General features: G+C 41.5%; 17 protein-coding genes. 11 read left to right on the plus strand and 6 right to left on the minus strand.

The features are described from left to right. Positions 1–187 precede the first annotated feature (187 nt). Both J3U64_RS01040 and J3U64_RS01045 read right to left on the minus strand, forming a co-directional pair. Positions 188–994, minus strand: a complete 807-nt coding sequence (locus J3U64_RS01040) for a squalene/phytoene synthase family protein (protein ID WP_267408004.1) — start codon at positions 992–994, stop codon at positions 188–190. Between the two features lie 126 nt (positions 995–1,120). Further along, positions 1,121–1,786 carry a DUF421 domain-containing protein gene (locus J3U64_RS01045; RefSeq protein WP_267408005.1) on the minus strand — a complete coding sequence of 222 codons (666 nt, stop codon included), beginning with the start codon at positions 1,784–1,786 and terminating at the stop codon, positions 1,121–1,123. Positions 1,787–2,154: 368 nt separating this feature from the next. Between J3U64_RS01045 and rlmB the strand changes: the two genes are divergently transcribed. Genes rlmB through J3U64_RS01060 form a run of 3 tightly spaced genes read left to right on the plus strand, consistent with a single transcriptional unit; the run spans position 2,155 to position 4,338 of the window. Beyond that, on the plus strand, positions 2,155–2,904 hold the full coding sequence (rlmB, locus tag J3U64_RS01050; protein WP_267408006.1) for a 23S rRNA (guanosine(2251)-2'-O)-methyltransferase RlmB: 750 nt from the start codon (positions 2,155–2,157) through the stop codon (positions 2,902–2,904). Positions 2,905–2,947: 43 nt separating this feature from the next. Then, entirely contained in the window at positions 2,948–3,382 is a 435-nt protein-coding gene (locus tag J3U64_RS01055; protein WP_267390249.1) for an NfeD family protein, read from the plus strand. Positions 3,383–3,384: 2 nt separating this feature from the next. Further along, the gene (locus J3U64_RS01060; RefSeq protein ID WP_100152506.1) at positions 3,385–4,338 is read left to right on the plus strand and encodes an SPFH domain-containing protein; all 954 of its coding nucleotides are present in this window, start codon (positions 3,385–3,387) and stop codon (positions 4,336–4,338) included. A 178-nt stretch (positions 4,339–4,516) separates the two neighbouring features. Here the strand turns inward: J3U64_RS01060 and J3U64_RS01065 are convergent, their stop codons facing one another. Continuing rightward, positions 4,517–4,894 (minus strand): Mth938-like domain-containing protein, encoded by a 378-nt coding sequence (locus J3U64_RS01065; RefSeq protein ID WP_100140130.1) that lies wholly within the window; start codon positions 4,892–4,894, stop codon positions 4,517–4,519. A 147-nt stretch (positions 4,895–5,041) separates the two neighbouring features. Here J3U64_RS01065 and J3U64_RS01070 point away from each other — a divergent pair, with 147 nt between their 5' ends. The 3 genes from J3U64_RS01070 (at position 5,042) to J3U64_RS01080 (ending at position 9,184) form a co-directional block, all read left to right on the plus strand. Next, complete coding sequence (locus tag J3U64_RS01070) at positions 5,042–6,355, plus strand: homoserine dehydrogenase (RefSeq protein WP_267390248.1); 1,314 nt, start codon at positions 5,042–5,044, stop codon at positions 6,353–6,355. Between the two features lie 395 nt (positions 6,356–6,750). After that, positions 6,751–7,185, plus strand: a complete 435-nt coding sequence (locus J3U64_RS01075) for a type IV pilin protein (protein ID WP_267390247.1) — start codon at positions 6,751–6,753, stop codon at positions 7,183–7,185. Positions 7,186–7,276: 91 nt separating this feature from the next. Beyond that, positions 7,277–9,184, plus strand: a complete 1,908-nt coding sequence (locus J3U64_RS01080) for an ATP-binding cassette domain-containing protein (RefSeq protein WP_267408007.1) — start codon at positions 7,277–7,279, stop codon at positions 9,182–9,184. Positions 9,185–9,239: 55 nt separating this feature from the next. Here J3U64_RS01080 and J3U64_RS01085 read toward each other — a convergent pair whose 3' ends face one another. The 3 genes from J3U64_RS01085 to pmbA form a co-directional block, all read right to left on the minus strand. Next, entirely contained in the window at positions 9,240–10,481 is a 1,242-nt protein-coding gene (locus tag J3U64_RS01085; protein ID WP_267408008.1) for a DUF1615 domain-containing protein, read from the minus strand. 50 nt (positions 10,482–10,531) lie between these two features. After that, a complete protein-coding gene (locus J3U64_RS01090; RefSeq protein ID WP_267408009.1) occupies positions 10,532–11,029 on the minus strand; it encodes a disulfide bond formation protein B in 498 nt (165 codons plus the stop codon). Between the two features lie 62 nt (positions 11,030–11,091). Next, the gene (gene pmbA / locus J3U64_RS01095) at positions 11,092–12,423 is read right to left on the minus strand and encodes a metalloprotease PmbA (protein WP_267408362.1); all 1,332 of its coding nucleotides are present in this window, start codon (positions 12,421–12,423) and stop codon (positions 11,092–11,094) included. 163 nt (positions 12,424–12,586) lie between these two features. Here pmbA and yjgA point away from each other — a divergent pair, with 163 nt between their 5' ends. The 5 genes from yjgA (at position 12,587) to J3U64_RS01120 (ending at position 16,378) form a co-directional block, all read left to right on the plus strand. Continuing rightward, positions 12,587–13,090 (plus strand): ribosome biogenesis factor YjgA, encoded by a 504-nt coding sequence (gene yjgA, locus J3U64_RS01100; RefSeq protein ID WP_100152732.1) that lies wholly within the window; start codon positions 12,587–12,589, stop codon positions 13,088–13,090. 85 nt (positions 13,091–13,175) lie between these two features. Continuing rightward, positions 13,176–13,964, plus strand: a complete 789-nt coding sequence (gene trpC, locus J3U64_RS01105; protein WP_267408010.1) for an indole-3-glycerol phosphate synthase TrpC — start codon at positions 13,176–13,178, stop codon at positions 13,962–13,964. Between the two features lie 45 nt (positions 13,965–14,009). Further along, positions 14,010–14,789 carry a type I methionyl aminopeptidase gene (gene map, locus J3U64_RS01110; RefSeq protein ID WP_100140122.1) on the plus strand — a complete coding sequence of 260 codons (780 nt, stop codon included), beginning with the start codon at positions 14,010–14,012 and terminating at the stop codon, positions 14,787–14,789. A 314-nt stretch (positions 14,790–15,103) separates the two neighbouring features. Beyond that, a complete protein-coding gene (locus J3U64_RS01115; RefSeq protein ID WP_100140121.1) occupies positions 15,104–15,388 on the plus strand; it encodes a helix-turn-helix domain-containing protein in 285 nt (94 codons plus the stop codon). A gap of 117 nt (positions 15,389–15,505) precedes the next feature. Then, the gene (locus tag J3U64_RS01120) at positions 15,506–16,378 is read left to right on the plus strand and encodes a YgfZ/GcvT domain-containing protein (RefSeq protein ID WP_267390241.1); all 873 of its coding nucleotides are present in this window, start codon (positions 15,506–15,508) and stop codon (positions 16,376–16,378) included. The last annotated feature ends 164 nt before the right edge of the window (positions 16,379–16,542 follow it).

Consider the following 16,542-nt stretch of genomic DNA (forward strand, 5'->3'; position numbering starts at 1 on the left):
AGTCTGATTGCGTATCGAAATTACCAAAGCAAACTATTTTATACTGAAATAAAAATTCACAATTTAATTTATTTAAGCAATAAAATATCAATAATAAGATTAAATAAAATAAAATATGCTTAATGATAGCAATTTGTGCCATTTCTCACTTTTCTAAACCTGCTGCCATGATAACTATTCAAACAACTTAACTTACGGGTTTAAAGCCAAACAACCATGTTTTCCATGCCAGTCGCTGCTGGCGTGCACGTGGAACAATTAATTGATAATTCATTATATTTTCTACCCCATCCAGCCTAATCTCTTCCAGCAAAGCTGCTACTGTTGCAAGCACAGCCAGACTGCCACGCTGACGGCGCCGATCTACCGATGGCAGCATGGCAACAACTGATTTTATCTGCTGTTGCAGCTCAGACATCGACATATTCAGTAAAGTTTTGAATTCTTCCCCACCTTGTCTGTTTATCACCAGATGAGCCGGAACATTAAAAGCCTGTAATGTTTCTACCGGAATATATAATTTTCCTTGTCGTGCATCCGCTCCAATTCTGGAAAACAACCTTACTAATATAACTGTTTCACCTACCTTGCCGGCAAAATCCAATGTTTGGGGAACAGAAAATCCTAATACCCTGCTACTTAAACGCCCTTGTACCATACCAGCTGCCGCTGCATATCCGCGCAACTGAGCCATATTCTGAAATCTCGCCTGAGTTAACTCAGTACGATAAGCATCTATCAGTGCCAGTAATTCCAACTGTGGCAGACAATATAATCTAATCAGAGGTAGCAGCGCCTGCATCAGTGGATGTTCGGGTTTATCTGTTGCTGCAAACAAACCGCTTATCTGCTTCTCCCACCAGCTGAGTGTAGTCAGAGCCAGATCAGCTTGCGAACAATCCTGTACCACATCCTGCAACTCCTGCTGCAAAGCATAAAGTACGATCAGTGCCTGACGCTGACTACGAGAAAGAAAAGGAAAACGAAAAGCCATGACATTTCTGCCATGGCTTATCTTCTGATAACAATATTCTAATGGCTGCACAGCAATAAAAAACTTTAATCAAAATGCTATTGTAACCTCTTCTGTGCATTTCTCCAGCATTACCATGTAATTCAACTATCTCTCCTGTTTTTCCTTTTTCACTTCACCAGTCTTTAAAATATAATTCAGCTGTCCATTCCAAAACTCAACCATAAAGATATCGTCTTCTGCCAGATGCTCCTGCTGAATTTTTTGTTTCAGCCATTCCTCTTCCTCATGAATTCTCTTTAGTTCGGATTTGCGAAACTCTCCGTCCTTAAATAAAATCAATGAAGGATATTTTCCTTTATCGGTCAAAACAGTCAGATCACCTCTAGGTTCAATCTGGGCATAATTCACTTCCTGAAAAGAAGTCACACCCTGTGCATGCAATATAGAAGCAATATTCAGAATATCAACTTTATTTCTTTTATCTAAAATATTATCCATCAGAAAGCGTCCATCTTTCATAATCGGAATCGGCTCACCAATAGCAAACATTCTTAAAAATGAAATATGCTTACACGACCAATTTAAAATTGAAATCAGCACCACACCCATCAACAACACAATAATATATTGATAAAATGGAATATCCTGATTATAAATTACCCCGCCGATAATACCGCCGAGGACAAAGTTCCCAATAAAATCCACCGGAGTCATCTGATTTAATTGAGTTTTACCAGTAAAATTCAGATGAAGAATAACAATCAGAAAGCCAGAAACAAACTTTGCCAACACCCACAAATAGTATTCCATAGATACTCCTTACGGTGATTAAGGTTATTCATCAAACAAAAATTGGCTATGCCATTTAGTTTTGATTATCCAGATGCCACAACAGACAGTTTAATGCTTCAATATTGCAAACAGAATGACACACTTTAACGCCATTACAACCCATTGAATCACAATAATAATTTGTAATTACAATTTTTACAAAATCATATAATTTCTTGCATCTTTTATACATACCAAAACTAGCACACTTTTATCAAAGCAAACCAAACATAGCCAGATAAAATCAAATTACATTAACATATTAAATATTATATTTATCAGGTACAATCAGATTGATACTACGTTTTCCGCTATAATTGTCCACTTTACATATTGAAGTAATATCTATGTCTAATCAGCGTCTCATCATCGGGTTTCACGCAGTTAATGCACGTCTATGGCAAAACCCTAGTAGCATTATCGAACTTTATGTACTCGAAGGAAAACATGATGCCCGTATGCGTGACGTCATAAATAAAGCTGAAGCAGAAAATGTACGCATTATCGGCGTTGATAATGCTCGCCTTGATACCTTAAGCAAACACGCGCGCCATCAAGGTGTAGTTGGTTTTATCGATGCCTCCAAACAACATATAGACATAGAAGACGTACTAGATAATCTGAATGAACCACCTTTATTGCTGATTCTGGATGGCATTACCGATCCGCATAATCTAGGTGCCTGCTTGCGCGTAGCCGATGTAATGGGCGTGCACGCTGTCATCGCTCCCAAAGACAAAAGTGCCGGCCTCAATGCCACCGTTAGCAAAGTAGCTTGCGGAGCAGCAGAAACAGTACCTTACATTACCGTAACCAACTTAGCGCGTACCATCCGTGACTTGAAACAGCACGGCATCTGGATTGTTGGAACAGCCATGGATGGCAATGATGATTTATATCATTTTAATGCACCACAAGCAGTAGCTTGGGTAATGGGTGCAGAAGGCAGCGGCATGCGCCGCTTAACGCGTGACTTGTGTGATACACTCGTCTCTATCCCCATGTTTGGTACGGTTGAAAGCCTCAATGTCTCTGTCAGCACCGGAATCGTTTTAAGTGAAACGCGCCGGCAACGGGTATATGCAGCTCATGAATAATTAACAATTCCCTAAAAAACCAATACAAAAAAAGGAGATTTTAATGATATGGTGCATTCTTGCCCTAGTACTGTTTGTACTTGAAATGTTTAGCGGTACATTTTATTTACTTGTCATCAGTGCTTCATTCTTAAGCGCTGGTTTAGCTGAATGGCTGCTACACACCAGTAACAATACCAACGCAATTTTAGCCACGTTTTTTTCACTTATCGGTATCATTATTGTACGTGTATGGCAAAAGAAGCATCCGCGTGAAAACAAAGCCAAAGCAAGTGACAGTCCTGACTATGGCCAGATTGTAATCCTGTCCAAACCACTTACCGATGGCTTGTGGCAAGTACAATACCGCGGCACCATTTGGCAGGCACGTTTTACTCAGCCTACCCATGCCAAAGCCGGTGACACTGCTCATATCATCAGTCATAACGGAAATATTTTAAATCTCACTCTATCTGCATCTATCAACCATCAGGAATAATCATGATTCTGACCTTCATCTTCCTTGCTGCCATAGTCGTTTTTATTTGCATGGCATTTAAAGTTGTGCCACAACAAGAGGTTTACATTGTCGAACGTCTGGGACGCTATCATGCCACGCTTGAAGCAGGTCTGAATTTTATTATTCCGATAATTGACCGAGTAGCTTATAAACATACACTGAAAGAAATCCCGCTGGACGTACCCAGCCAAGTATGTATCACTCGGGATAATACCCAGCTTACAGTAGACGGCATCATCTATTTTCAGGTAACAGACCCTAAACTTGCCTCCTATGGTTCCAGCAACTTTGTTGTAGCCATTACCCAGCTGGCACAAACCACATTGCGCTCAGTTATCGGCCGAATGGAGCTGGACAAAACATTTGAAGAACGTGACGACATCAATCGTACAGTGGTAGCCTCTCTGGATGAAGCAGCCGTATCATGGGGCGTAAAAGTATTACGATATGAAATCAAAGATTTAGTACCACCACAGGAAATTTTACGTTCAATGCAGGCACAAATTACCGCTGAACGAGAAAAGCGTGCCCGTATTGCCCAATCTGAAGGTATCAAGCAAGAGCAGATTAATCTGGCAGCCGGTCAGCGTGAAGCCGAAATTCAGAAATCTCAAGGTGAAGCACAAGCTTCAATCAATGAATCTCAGGGCGCCAAAGTCGCTCAAATCAATCGTGCAGAAGGTGAAGCTGAAGCCCTGCGTTTGGTGGCTCAGGCTACCGCTGAGGCCATTCGTCAGGTTGCTGCCGCAGTAAAAGAACCTGGCGGTACCGAAGCTGTCAATCTTAAAGTTGCGGAACAATATGTAGATGCCTTTGCCAAACTGGCGAAAACCAACAATACACTGATTATGCCGGCCAATGTAGCCGATATTGGCAGCCTCGTTAGTGCCGGTATGAGCATAATCAAAGGCCAGAATACAACAATCGTAAAATAAATAGCTGATATAAATAAGATACATGCTGCCATTCATTTTTGCTGGCAGCCTGATTTTTATACTCAAAAGATAATGCCAAGCATTTAATTAAACAAACACTATCTAGCCAATATAATAAACGTATCTACACACTTGGCGACTAATCCATCCATACAGAACTCTGATTCCCAGCAAAACTCTAATTTTCCATTAACGGCCACAACCAAGCCCAAACACTACGGCCTTCACTGCGCAATACCATATATGTACGACAGGCAGCCGCAGTAGTCATGCTTTCTACACCAATTCCTTTGGCTGCCAGCTGAGCGGTCAGCCGCGGATGAATAAATACATGCTGACTACCCGTACCAATCAGAATAACTTCCGGATATTTCTGCAAGGCAAGAGCAAAATCTTCAATACTTAATTCTGCCGCATTATTTTTAGCTAATGGCAATACTTCAATATCTGTAATACAAACAGGCTCTGAATATTGCTTTCCATTAATAGTAATTAGTCCCGTATCAATTTCTTCAATCCACAAACCCTGTTTGTCACGGATTTCATCAATCTGCATTAAATATTCCTTACGCCTAAGACACATCTTCAGATAGTGCAGTAGTAGTCAAAAAAGCGGTTTTCCGCTAGCATAGTAGATTATTTACGTAAAATTGCAAGCATCAGTCAATCATACAATCATATTCGTCTAATTTAAGGAGTAAAAATGCAGCCACTTCGCATTGGTTTGCTGGGCGTAGGTACAGTTGGTGGTGGTACCGTCAAACTATTACAGAATAATGCACATGAAATCACCCGCAGACTGGGGCGGGAGCTGATTATTACACATGCAGCCAGCCGAAATCTTGAGCGAACGCGAACAATATGCGGCCCCGATACCAACATTACAGACAATGTATTTGATGTAGTTACAGCTCCTGATGTCGATGTGGTAGTAGAGCTGATTGGAGGTTCAACCATTGCCAAAGATGCAGTGATTCAGGCGATCAAAAATGGCAAACATATCGTTACAGCAAATAAAAAGCTTCTGGCTGAATACGGCAACGAAATTTTCCGGTTGGCCTCTGAGCACAACGTAATGGTGATGTATGAAGCAGCAGTGGCTGGTGGTATCCCGATTATCAAAGCATTGCGTGAAGGGCTAGCAGCCAACCATATCGAATCTATTGCCGGCATCATCAATGGCACTAGCAATTTTATTCTCAGCGAAATGCGTGCTAACGGAAGCACCTTCCCTGAAGCACTGACACAGGCTCAAGCTTTAGGCTATGCCGAGGCAGACCCGACTTTCGATATTGAAGGACATGATGCAGGCCATAAACTTAGCATCATCTCAGCATTGGCCTTTGGTACCCCAATTAATTTCAGTCAGTGTTATCTGGAGGGCATCAGCCAGCTGCAAAGTCTGGATATTTGCTATGCTGAAGAACTAGGCTATCGCATAAAACTCCTTGGTATTACACGCAAAACTCCAGAAGGTATTGAGCTTAGGGTACACCCTACTTTGATACCTGAAAGCCGCCTACTAGCAAAAGTGGAAGGCGTAATGAATGCCGTATCAGTTCAGGCTGATATGATCGGGCAGACATTGTATTATGGTGCCGGTGCCGGTGCCGGTCCTACAGCTAGCGCCGTCATGGCAGATATCATGGATGTCACCCGATTACAGAATGCTGAAGCCAGCTATCGCGTACCTTATCTGGCATTTCAGTCTAGTTCACTACAAAATATTTCCATTCTGCCCATGGATGAAATCACCAGTAGTTATTATTTACGCGTATCTGCCTGCGATGAACCAGGTGTTCTGGGTGAAATAGCCAATATTCTGGCAGCAGAAAATATATCTATCGAAGCACTCATTCAAAAAGGCATTATCAATAAAGAGACTGCGGAAATTGTGATCCTGACCCATTCAACTAAAGAACGCTTTATCAAACAAGCGATGTCACAGATTCAAGCCTTACCACGCGTATTGTCGCCTGTAACGATGATTCGCATGGAAAGTTTACATCCTCGCTGATAACACGAAAAAGTATTTAACATATTACAAAACGGGCAATATAGCCCGTTTCATTTTTTTAGTACAAAACAAAAAAGCAACTAAAAATATTCAATTCTATTAATCCACTATTTAAGTAAGTAGATTCATTTCTGTGAAATCAGCCAAATATTAAACAAAAATTCAAACAAATAAAATAAAAATAACTTTTTGTTTATATTTTGATTATTATTTTATTAACCACATTCAATCCCAAAGCAGAATGATTTATTCGAATAAAATATATTCCGTATATATATGTTGTTATAATATAATGCCGATAGTATATAATTATTTATTAAATCATGGTACCTCGTCGATTCCCATTCAGACATCAACTATATTCAGCCACACGATACTCATCGGGATTTAGTTTATTGAATTTATTAATCACGCTTTCCATTATTATAATATTAGCCGCCATAGCCTATCCTTCCTACCGTAAACACATTCTACAAGCCCGACTTCATCAGGCTCAGGCAGATTTACTTATCAACGGACAGTATCTAGCTAAACACTATCTGCATCATATCAGCTACCGAAAAAATGGAAACAGCTGGCCAACCCTACCTATTACACAAAATCAATATTTTTGCTTCCGCTTTCAAGGCAATCCTCGCTTTACCCGAGAAGAGCACTTCACCCTTAAAGCCGTTGCTCTGGATACTAATGAAGAACCACGTATACTTAAACTTAATCAGGATGGCCGAATTATTATGTGTCAAACCAGCAGCAGCCGTTGCGATGAAGAAGAGGACTTTTTTCACGCTAGCCGCCAGCCCGACCAAAGTTGCCAAATTTTTAACCAGTAGCCATACAGGACAACAGCAACAATTCAATGATGAAACTGTTACAATACCCAGTCTTTCTATCACAAATATCCTAACGTAGTCTGGTTGAAATATGAGTATTTTGTCTCTGGATAATGCCTGCTTTGCAGTTGGCCATCACCCATTATTAGATCATGCTTCTCTGCAAATGGATGCGGGAGAAAAAATCGGTTTCATCGGCCGCAATGGTGCCGGTAAATCAACATTATTAAAAATTCTCGCCGGCGTACAAAAACTGGATGATGGAATACTCACCATTCAAAACGACCAGAAAATCGTTTATGTACCGCAGGAATCGTTTTTCGATCCACAGGCGACTATTTTCGATACCATTGCTCAAGGATTAGGCGAATTACAAAACCTACTGCATGAATATCACGAACTTAGCCAGAATATTAGCGATGAAAAAAGCTTAAATCGTTTAACGGAATTACAAAACGAACTGGAAAACCGTAATGGCTGGCAATTTGATGCATTGATTGCCCAAACTTTGAGCGAACTTAACCTACCTGAAAATGAAATTATCGCTAATCTCAGTGGCGGTCAGAAAAAAAGAGTTGCACTCGCACAAGCATGGGTGCAAAAACCGGATATTCTCTTACTAGATGAACCCACCAACCATCTGGACATCGAAGCAATTGAATGGATGGAAAATCTGCTGAGTAATTTTGCCGGCAGTCTGATTGTCGTCACTCACGACAGACGGTTTCTAGATAAAGTGGCTACTCGTATCGTAGAGCTTGACCGTGGACATCTGCGCAGCTATCCGGGCAGCTTCAGTGCTTACAGTGAAAAAAAAGCACAAGAGCTGGCTGTTGAGGTCGAACACAATCGCCTATTCGATAAATTCCATGCACAGGAAGAAGCGTGGATACGAAAAGGGATAGAAGCTCGTCGCACCCGCAATCAAGGGCGGGTAAAGCGACTGGAACAACTACGGCGAGAACGTGCCGCACGGCGAGAAGTTCAGGGTCAAGTCAGTTTCAACCTTAACCGAGGCGAAGCCAGCGGCAAAATCATCGCCGAACTTGAGCATGCAGGATTTTCCTATGGTAATCACATCATCATGCGCTACTTCTCCGCTGTTATTCAGCGTGGCGATAAAATCGGCCTGATCGGGCCAAATGGGGTGGGTAAAACCACATTTCTGAAGCTGATTTTAGGAGAGCTACAACCCACATCCGGTAAAATCCGTTTGGGTTCACGTCAGGAAGTAGCCTACTTTGACCAATTCCGCAGTGCATTGAATGAAAACGATACCGTTTTCGACACCATCGGCCAAGGTAACGATTACGTAGAAATTGGTGGTCAGCGCAAACATGTTATCGGCTATCTGGAAGAATTTCTGTTCTCACCTGCGCGAGTGCGTAGCGAGGTAAAATCATTGTCTGGCGGAGAACGGAACCGCTTGCTACTGGCTAAGCTGTTTACCCGCGCTGCCAACATACTGGTACTTGATGAACCTACTAACGATTTGGATATCGATACACAGGAATTGCTGGAAGAATTATTACGTGATTATACAGGTACGGTGTTTTTGGTCAGTCACGACCGTACTTTTCTGGATAATGTTGTCACTCAGTCCATTGTATTTAGCGGAAATGGCCAGCTAAAAGAGTATATTGGCGGCTATCAGGATTATATTAATGCCCAAAAACGTGAGCAAAGCCTGCAAGCACCTTTAAATATTACAAACAAGGCCAATAACAACACCGCTGATAAAACACGCCCTAAAAACCGGCGCAGTGAAAAACTTTCTTTCAATGAACAACGTGAACTGGACAGCTTACCCGATACAATAGCTGCTCTGGAAGAAGAACAAACAGAATTAAATAATAAACTTTCTGATCCTGAAATCTTTAAAAACGATTACAAACAGGCTGCACAATGGCAGGCACGTGTTGCAGAAATTGAAGAATTATTGCTAGAAAACCTTGAACGTTGGGAAACACTGGAAGCAAAACAGAAACCCCAAAATTAAAATATATAAAAAATGGCTAGTGCATAAACACACTAGCCATCAATTTAAGCCTGATTCATTTCTTTGGATGGCGTCCGCCACCGCGTCGCATACATGCCTCATAGCGTCGGTTAACATTATTCGCATACCAGTTAGTATTGTAATCCTTGCTTAATTTAGGCCCGCTAATCACAACTTGCGGCATAATTGCATACGGAGGATTTTTATTAAACTGACGTTTATAGATTGCTATCACATTCTGATACGTGGACGTATTTTCAAACTCAGCCTGTTTTTCATGCAACAAATCCGAACGAATATCTTCCGGTTTCATTGAAATACCATGGTCAGCAAATAACTGATTCAAAGCAGTTTCAGTCTGACTTGGCATAGATTGAGGGTTATCATCCTTATCATAAACCAATAAATCCCCATCCAAAGCCATATCAAGATTCAATAATTTATTAATATCCTGTTGAAAAGCAGCGTTACGGCTCGAATACATACCGGAATTATAATCAGCAAACCGATACTGTGCATTATCATAGGCAGCAGGATATTTCATCAGTCGATGAATACCATAATACAAGCCGCCCTCTCGGGTATACATATAATCCCTCAACTCATTAACAGAAGCATGGTCACGCTGATGTTCACGCGCATATTTTACAGATACCTGCATTGAGCCAATGGTCGTAATGGGATTATTTTCCTCCCCCAAATCCTTGCCCATGAATTTAGCTGCTGCATTAGCTATCGAATCAGCATAAAATTGTTTGGAAACATAAGCAAAAATCTGCCGGTATATCCAGTCTAGCTGCTGCTCGGTTTTTACCGAACGCATTTGTATTAGAAAACTGTTGTCTTTACTGGGTTCATTAATCAATACATATGTAAAGTAGCGCGAAACAGCCGGGCCAAGAGCCGGACCAAACTGTTTCACAAATTTCTGCGGTACTTCAGTCTGAAAAGCTTTAATCGCCTTATTTCCTAAGTCAGGTACAGTAGGATTAGCAACAAAATTCGACTCTTGGTCTACTACCGCTACCACACTACATACATTTTCCTTGGTTTTACTGATTTTCAGCTCATCCATAATCTGGCTGATATCAGCTGCCCATGCATCCCGCTCAGCAACACGTGCAGGTATCAGCCGACTTATTTGCGCAGGCTGAGTCAATATTCTACCGTTATCATCCGGAGAATCATCATCCGCTCCACTCCAGCTACCATGCTCCTTACACGCAGATAAACCACACAACAATAATCCAGTCAGTGTCAACCTAGCTGCCGTTTTTAGTAAAAATCTAGCTTTCATACCATATACATTCATTCAGGCAAATCAATTACAGAATACACAGAGCATTATCATTTTCTGGAGCGAGTACGACACTGCCATAACCATCCCCATACCCACAGCAATACTGCAACAAAAAATAAAACACTCCATACTGGTAACGGTATCCACAATATATGCTGCACCTCACCACAATTACCGGTACCACGGATAATCGGTTCATACCAGTGAAATAGCGGCGCATCACGCAACCGAAATGTCCATGGAGCTCCGCAAGACGGCTGGTCAATTAAAGGTAAGTGCTGAATATAAATCTGGTAAATCGCCACACAGAGACCGCCAATCGGAGCCAAACTAACCACAATTGCATTAATCACTTTTTCAATACAGTTGCGATTAGGGCAACAAGCACATAACAGAGCCAGCAATGCAGTAAGGATCACCGCCACTCGTTGCACAATACACAATACACAAGGATTCATACCCAAAACATATTGGCCGACAAACGAAGCAGCAGCACACAGTACAGCCAGAAAAAACACACACCATAATGCTTTACGGAAGCTCATCTTAAGTCCTTTCAAACTGACCCAAATACATCATTTCCATCATCTGATACATAAATAGACACTTATGAACCAGCAACAGTCATATCCCCAATGAGAATAGAACCCACCTTGTGCGTACTGCGTTTCAATGCATCGTCAGCGGCACCTATCATCGCCATAAACATATCCTGTAAACGTGACGCAATCGTAATACCTTCTACGGGATATGTTATGACTCCATTTTCTACCCAGAAACCAGCCGCGCCACGAGAATAATCACCCGTAATACCATTTACACCCTGACCCATCAACTCAGTAACCAGCAAACCCGTACCCATAGTCTGCAACAGCTCTGCCTGAGACTTATGCGTATGATTTAAATATAAGTTATGTACACCACCGGCATTACCCGTCGTAGTCATGCCTAGCTTACGCGCACTGTAACTACTCAGAAAATAGCCCGACACATATCCATCTGCAATAATAGTGCGATCATGCGTAGCCACACCTTCGGCATCGAAATAAGTACTGGCTAGAGCTTTTTTTACATGCGGTCTTTCATGTAGACACACCCATGGTGCCAAAATCTGTTTACCCAGAGAATCAACCAGAAAACTAGTCTCTCGATATAAAGCGCCACCACTAAGCGCTCCCACTAGATGTCCAATCAGACTTCCTGCCACCGTCGTATCAAATACTACAGGATATTTGCCCGTCGCTACAGAGCGACCATCCAACCGACGCACAGTACGAGAAGCAGCAGTCTTACCGATATTCTCTGCTGTATCTAAATCCTTAGGGTCACGCGCCAAATCATACCAGTAGTCACGCTGCATACCAGACGCATCAGAGGCCACTACACTGCAGGATATGCTATGCCGGCTGCCACGCTGATAAGCACAGAAATCATTACTATTGGCATAGACATACTGATAATGGTCTGTCTGAACCTCAGCACCCTCAGAATTGCTGATGCGTGCATCTGTATCCAGTGCAGCCCGTTCTGTTCGTTTACCAATAGCGATAGCTTCATCAGCAGACAACGGCCAGGGGAAATAACTATCCGTATCACCCACATCAGTAGCCAATAAGTCAGCATCAGCCAGTCCTGCACATTCGTCCTGTGCCGTATAGCGAGCTATATTCAATGCTGCTGTAACCACCTCATCAATGGCGCTATTATTAAAATCAGCACTACTAGCCCGGCCTTTGGCATGACCCAAATAAACCGTCACATCTAAAGATTTATCCTGTTGATATTCAATATGTTCAACATCCTGCTGGCGTACTTGCACATTCTGTCCAACTGATTCACTGATATCAATTTCAGCCGCGCTCGCACCTTGCACCCTAGCTTTATACAATGCCTGCCGGCACAACTCTTGTAACTGTTCAGCACCGTGATGAAACATAATTTACCTTCTTGCCAAGAAGCATGCATTCTAGCATGCTGAATTCAGCACTGGCAGCCGCAAAACAGCCATGCCAACTGAAATAATACGGATTTTTTGCTAAAATACACAAATAAAATTCAGATACACTAGTGATACGTAACATATGAACAGCCATACTGAAAACATACTTCAGACAGAAGAAGAATGGGTCAGCAAAACCCGTATGAAAAAGCAAATGAATGATTTGCAGCAACTGGGTATGCAACTAACCAAACTATCCGCAGATACTCTTAAAAAAATCAATCTGCCCGAAGACTTATTACAGGCTGTATTAAGCTATCAAAAAATCAGCTCTAACAGCGCCCTCAAACGTCAGGCACAATATATTGGCCGCCTGATGCGGGAAATTGATACCGCACCGATCAGCGATTTTCTATCACGCCTCAAAGGCGAAAACAGTGCGCATAATGCCTATTTACAGAGACTCGAATACCTGCGAGAGCGTCTGATTGCAGACGACAATAGTCTCACAGAAGTTATCAGCCAGTACCCACATATTGACATCAATAACCTGCGCACACTGATACGCAATGCGCGTAAAGAACAGGCCGCTGGTAAAGCGCCTAAGGCATTCAGATCTATTTTTCAGTTATTAAAAAACGAAATTACCGAAGACACACAATCCTAAAATTCATAAGTCAGACTTAAATTAGATTTATGAATATAGCGGTCATATCTTGTGAACAATCAGCATCCTAGTCCGGACCAAAACCATGAGCGATATCCTAAATAAAATCATTGCTACCAAAAAAACCGAAATGGTTGCAGCCAAGTCCGCTGAAACACTGGCTGAAGTACGTGCCAAAGCTTATGATCAGGCACCGGCAAGACCATTTTTGGAAGCCATACATCATAAACATCAGCAAGGCAAAGCAGCCATCATTGCCGAAGTAAAAAAAGCCAGCCCTTCCAAAGGACTGATTCGTCCTGATTTTTCACCCGCCGATATTGCTCATGCTTATCAGCAAGGTGGCGCCGCATGCATGTCCGTCCTGACCGACGTAAGCTACTTTAAAGGAAGTCTGGAATACCTGAATATTGCCCGTAATGCCTGCAGCCTGCCGGTATTACGAAAAGATTTCATCATCGACATCTATCAGGTGTATCAATCACGAGCACATAATGCCGATGCTATACTCCTGATAGCAGCAGCACTCAGCCGTACCCAGTTAAATGAATATGAAGCCATAGCCCACGAGCTAGGTATGACCGTATTGCTTGAAATCCATCATGAAGAAGAATTAGAGAAATGCATCTCTATGTCTACCCCACTCTGGGGCGTAAATAACCGTAACTTGCGCACTTTTGAAGTAGACCTACAGCAAACAATCAAACTTCTGCCTGCACTAAATGGCAAAACAGTCGTTACCGAAAGCGGCATTTTTACCACAGATGATATACACATGATGCAGCAGCATCAGGTAAATACATTTCTCATTGGAGAAAGCTTGATGCGCAAACAAAACATAGCAGAAGAACTAAGCCTTCTAGTAAATGCTTGAAGCATAACTATCATTTAAACAGTTTTAATTAGCCTAAAAGGAAAAATCATGGGCGTGATTATTAAAAATGCAGAAGAAATTGCCGCAATGCGCGTAGCCGGCCGGCTGGCAGCTGAAGCACTGGACTATATTGGCCAATTTATCAAACCAGGTGTCACCACCAACGAAATCGACAAACTGATACATGATTACCACATTAACGTACAGGGTGGTTATCCCGCTCCACTGGGATATGGCAATCCACCCTTTCCCAAATCTTGCTGCACATCCGTCAATCATGTTATCTGCCATGGTATCCCCGATGACAAACCTTTAAAAAACGGCGACATCATCAACATCGATGTCACCATCATTAAAGATGGTTTCCACGGAGATTCCAGTCGCATGTATGCTGTAGGCGAAATCAGTCCACAGGCACGCCGCCTAATTAATGTCACCCATGAAAGTATGATGGCCGGTATATCCGTTGTTAAACCAGGAGCAACACTGGGAGACATTGGCTATGCCTGTCAGCAGGTAGCAGAAAATGCCGGTTATTCCATGGTTCAAGAATTCTGCGGCCACGGAGTGGGAAAAGGTTTTCACGAAGAACCACAAGTGTTGCATTATGGTCGCCGCCATACCGGCTTAAAACTACAGCCGGGAATGATATTTACAGTAGAACCAATGGTTAACCAAGGAAAACGCCATTTGCGTATTCTCGGTGACGGCTGGACAGTAGTTACTAAGGACCACAAACTCTCCGCCCAGTGGGAACATGAAGTACTAGTAACAGATAATGGCTACGAGATACTCACAATCAGCCCATTGACAGGAAAACCTTAAAATACCAAAAAAAACGTAAAACTTTACATTAATACAACATCTATATCTGATTTAAGGCAATAAATTTTAAAATAGTTTAATTAAAATAAAAATACACCATTCAAAATCACCTTAAACAGGTAAACCATTAGCAATATTGTATTGAATGTAAAAAATATTGTGATAATATTGAAGTCCATAGATAATTATGCATATTGATAAGTATGGTTTATTACAATAAATGACCAAACTTACCAAAACAACTAATATTTATGAATGATCATATTAATTAATTTTACTTAAACATAGACAACTCGTTTTAAGGTATAAAAATTATGAAAGCTTTTAAACCTATCAACAATGTGCGCGAAATCCGTAAAAAACTCGGTTTGAACCAGATTGAATTTTGGAGTCAGGTAGGTGTTACACAATCCGGCGGTTCTCGGTATGAAGCAGGCCGCAACATTCCGAAACCAGTTCGCGAACTGGTACGGCTGGTACATGTTGAACAGCTGGAATTAAGCAAGCTCAATCGCATAAATATGGAAGTTGCCGAATTACTGAAAAACGAGCATCCAGATATGTATCAACAACTTAAAGCAAAAGTAGAAGGAAAATAAATCCTTCATTAAGCCCCTTAAACAAAGCTCCGCACCAGATATTGGGCGGAGCTTTTAGCTTGTTAGCTAAGCATTCAGTATTATAATAAAGGCCTGCAAAACAAACAGGATTTTTCCATGACACACACAGCATCTTCCCTGATGCCTTATTTCGGACTGATACGTGTAAGCGGCGAAGATCGAGCAACCTTTTTACACAACCAATTATCAAATGATATCAATCATTTGTCTGCCAACCATGCTTGTTTGGCTACCTACAATACAGCCAAGGGTCGCGTAATAGCCAATATGCTGGTACTTAATCGAGATAATGATATTATTATATTAACCTCAGCCAGCCTCATCGACACCTTACAAAAAAAACTGCAAATATACATCATGCGCAGTAAAGTAAAACTGGAAATCATGACAGACTGGGGTGCAGCAGTCAGCGTACCCGAAACATTATCCACAGCATCAGAACCTCAGTATGTATTGCCAACTAGCCAGACTAATCAAATCTGGTCCATCAACTTGCCAGATGGGTCAATAATCCAGATTGGAAAAACCAGCCAACTGCCCCCGTTTAATACAGAAGTTATAGAATCATGGAAATTACATGAAATCACCAGCGGTAATCCATGGATTAGCATAGAGACCACAGAAACCTGCGTTGCACAAATGCTTAATCAGCAACTAATAGGTGCTGTTCATTTTAAAAAAGGCTGCTACCCCGGTCAGGAAATCATCGCCCGCGCTCAATACCGTGGTCAGGTAAAAAGAGGGCTAGCACTTATGGAAATAAACGGTTCAGTTTCAGAAGGTAAACCAATTTTTGACAACCATAATGAAGAAGTCGGACTAATAATCAATCAAGTATCACAGCAAACTTCTACGCTGGCTTTGGCAGTAATCAAACACAGTGCAGCCGAATCAGAACTAAAATGTGACAATAATATTATTGTTATAAAAAAATGTTTTTTTAATCCTGCTAATACAGAAAATTCTTAAGCATTAAATGATGCCCTGAACTTCTGATTATGTACTGACTTAAAATACAAGGCTACACATTTCAAAGCATCTTTTCATACAAAAATATTAATTTGTTTTTTTTTCGCTAAACCACACAATTAACAGTTCTAATATTAATCTGTGCTACAATATAAATATTCTCA

The organism is Snodgrassella sp. B3800 (assembly GCF_026535865.1).
In the GTDB taxonomy this organism is placed as follows: domain Bacteria; phylum Pseudomonadota; class Gammaproteobacteria; order Burkholderiales; family Neisseriaceae; genus Snodgrassella; species Snodgrassella alvi_E.

What these genes read in the sequence shown, in the direction of transcription:
- J3U64_RS01115 (WP_100140121.1), top strand. Translation starts at nt 15,104, where the DNA reads ATGAAAGCTTTTAAACCTATCAACAATGTGCGCGAAATCCGTAAAAAA.
- J3U64_RS01085 (WP_267408008.1), bottom strand. Translation starts at nt 10,481, where the DNA reads ATGAAAGCTAGATTTTTACTAAAAACGGCAGCTAGGTTGACACTGACT.
- rlmB (WP_267408006.1), top strand. Translation starts at nt 2,155, where the DNA reads ATGTCTAATCAGCGTCTCATCATCGGGTTTCACGCAGTTAATGCACGT.
- J3U64_RS01045 (WP_267408005.1), bottom strand. Translation starts at nt 1,786, where the DNA reads ATGGAATACTATTTGTGGGTGTTGGCAAAGTTTGTTTCTGGCTTTCTG.
- J3U64_RS01120 (WP_267390241.1), top strand. Translation starts at nt 15,506, where the DNA reads ATGACACACACAGCATCTTCCCTGATGCCTTATTTCGGACTGATACGT.
- J3U64_RS01060 (WP_100152506.1), top strand. Translation starts at nt 3,385, where the DNA reads ATGATTCTGACCTTCATCTTCCTTGCTGCCATAGTCGTTTTTATTTGC.
- J3U64_RS01080 (WP_267408007.1), top strand. Translation starts at nt 7,277, where the DNA reads ATGAGTATTTTGTCTCTGGATAATGCCTGCTTTGCAGTTGGCCATCAC.
- J3U64_RS01070 (WP_267390248.1), top strand. Translation starts at nt 5,042, where the DNA reads ATGCAGCCACTTCGCATTGGTTTGCTGGGCGTAGGTACAGTTGGTGGT.
- J3U64_RS01090 (WP_267408009.1), bottom strand. Translation starts at nt 11,029, where the DNA reads ATGAGCTTCCGTAAAGCATTATGGTGTGTGTTTTTTCTGGCTGTACTG.
- trpC (WP_267408010.1), top strand. Translation starts at nt 13,176, where the DNA reads ATGAGCGATATCCTAAATAAAATCATTGCTACCAAAAAAACCGAAATG.
- J3U64_RS01040 (WP_267408004.1), bottom strand. Translation starts at nt 994, where the DNA reads ATGGCTTTTCGTTTTCCTTTTCTTTCTCGTAGTCAGCGTCAGGCACTG.
- J3U64_RS01055 (WP_267390249.1), top strand. Translation starts at nt 2,948, where the DNA reads ATGATATGGTGCATTCTTGCCCTAGTACTGTTTGTACTTGAAATGTTT.
- J3U64_RS01065 (WP_100140130.1), bottom strand. Translation starts at nt 4,894, where the DNA reads ATGCAGATTGATGAAATCCGTGACAAACAGGGTTTGTGGATTGAAGAA.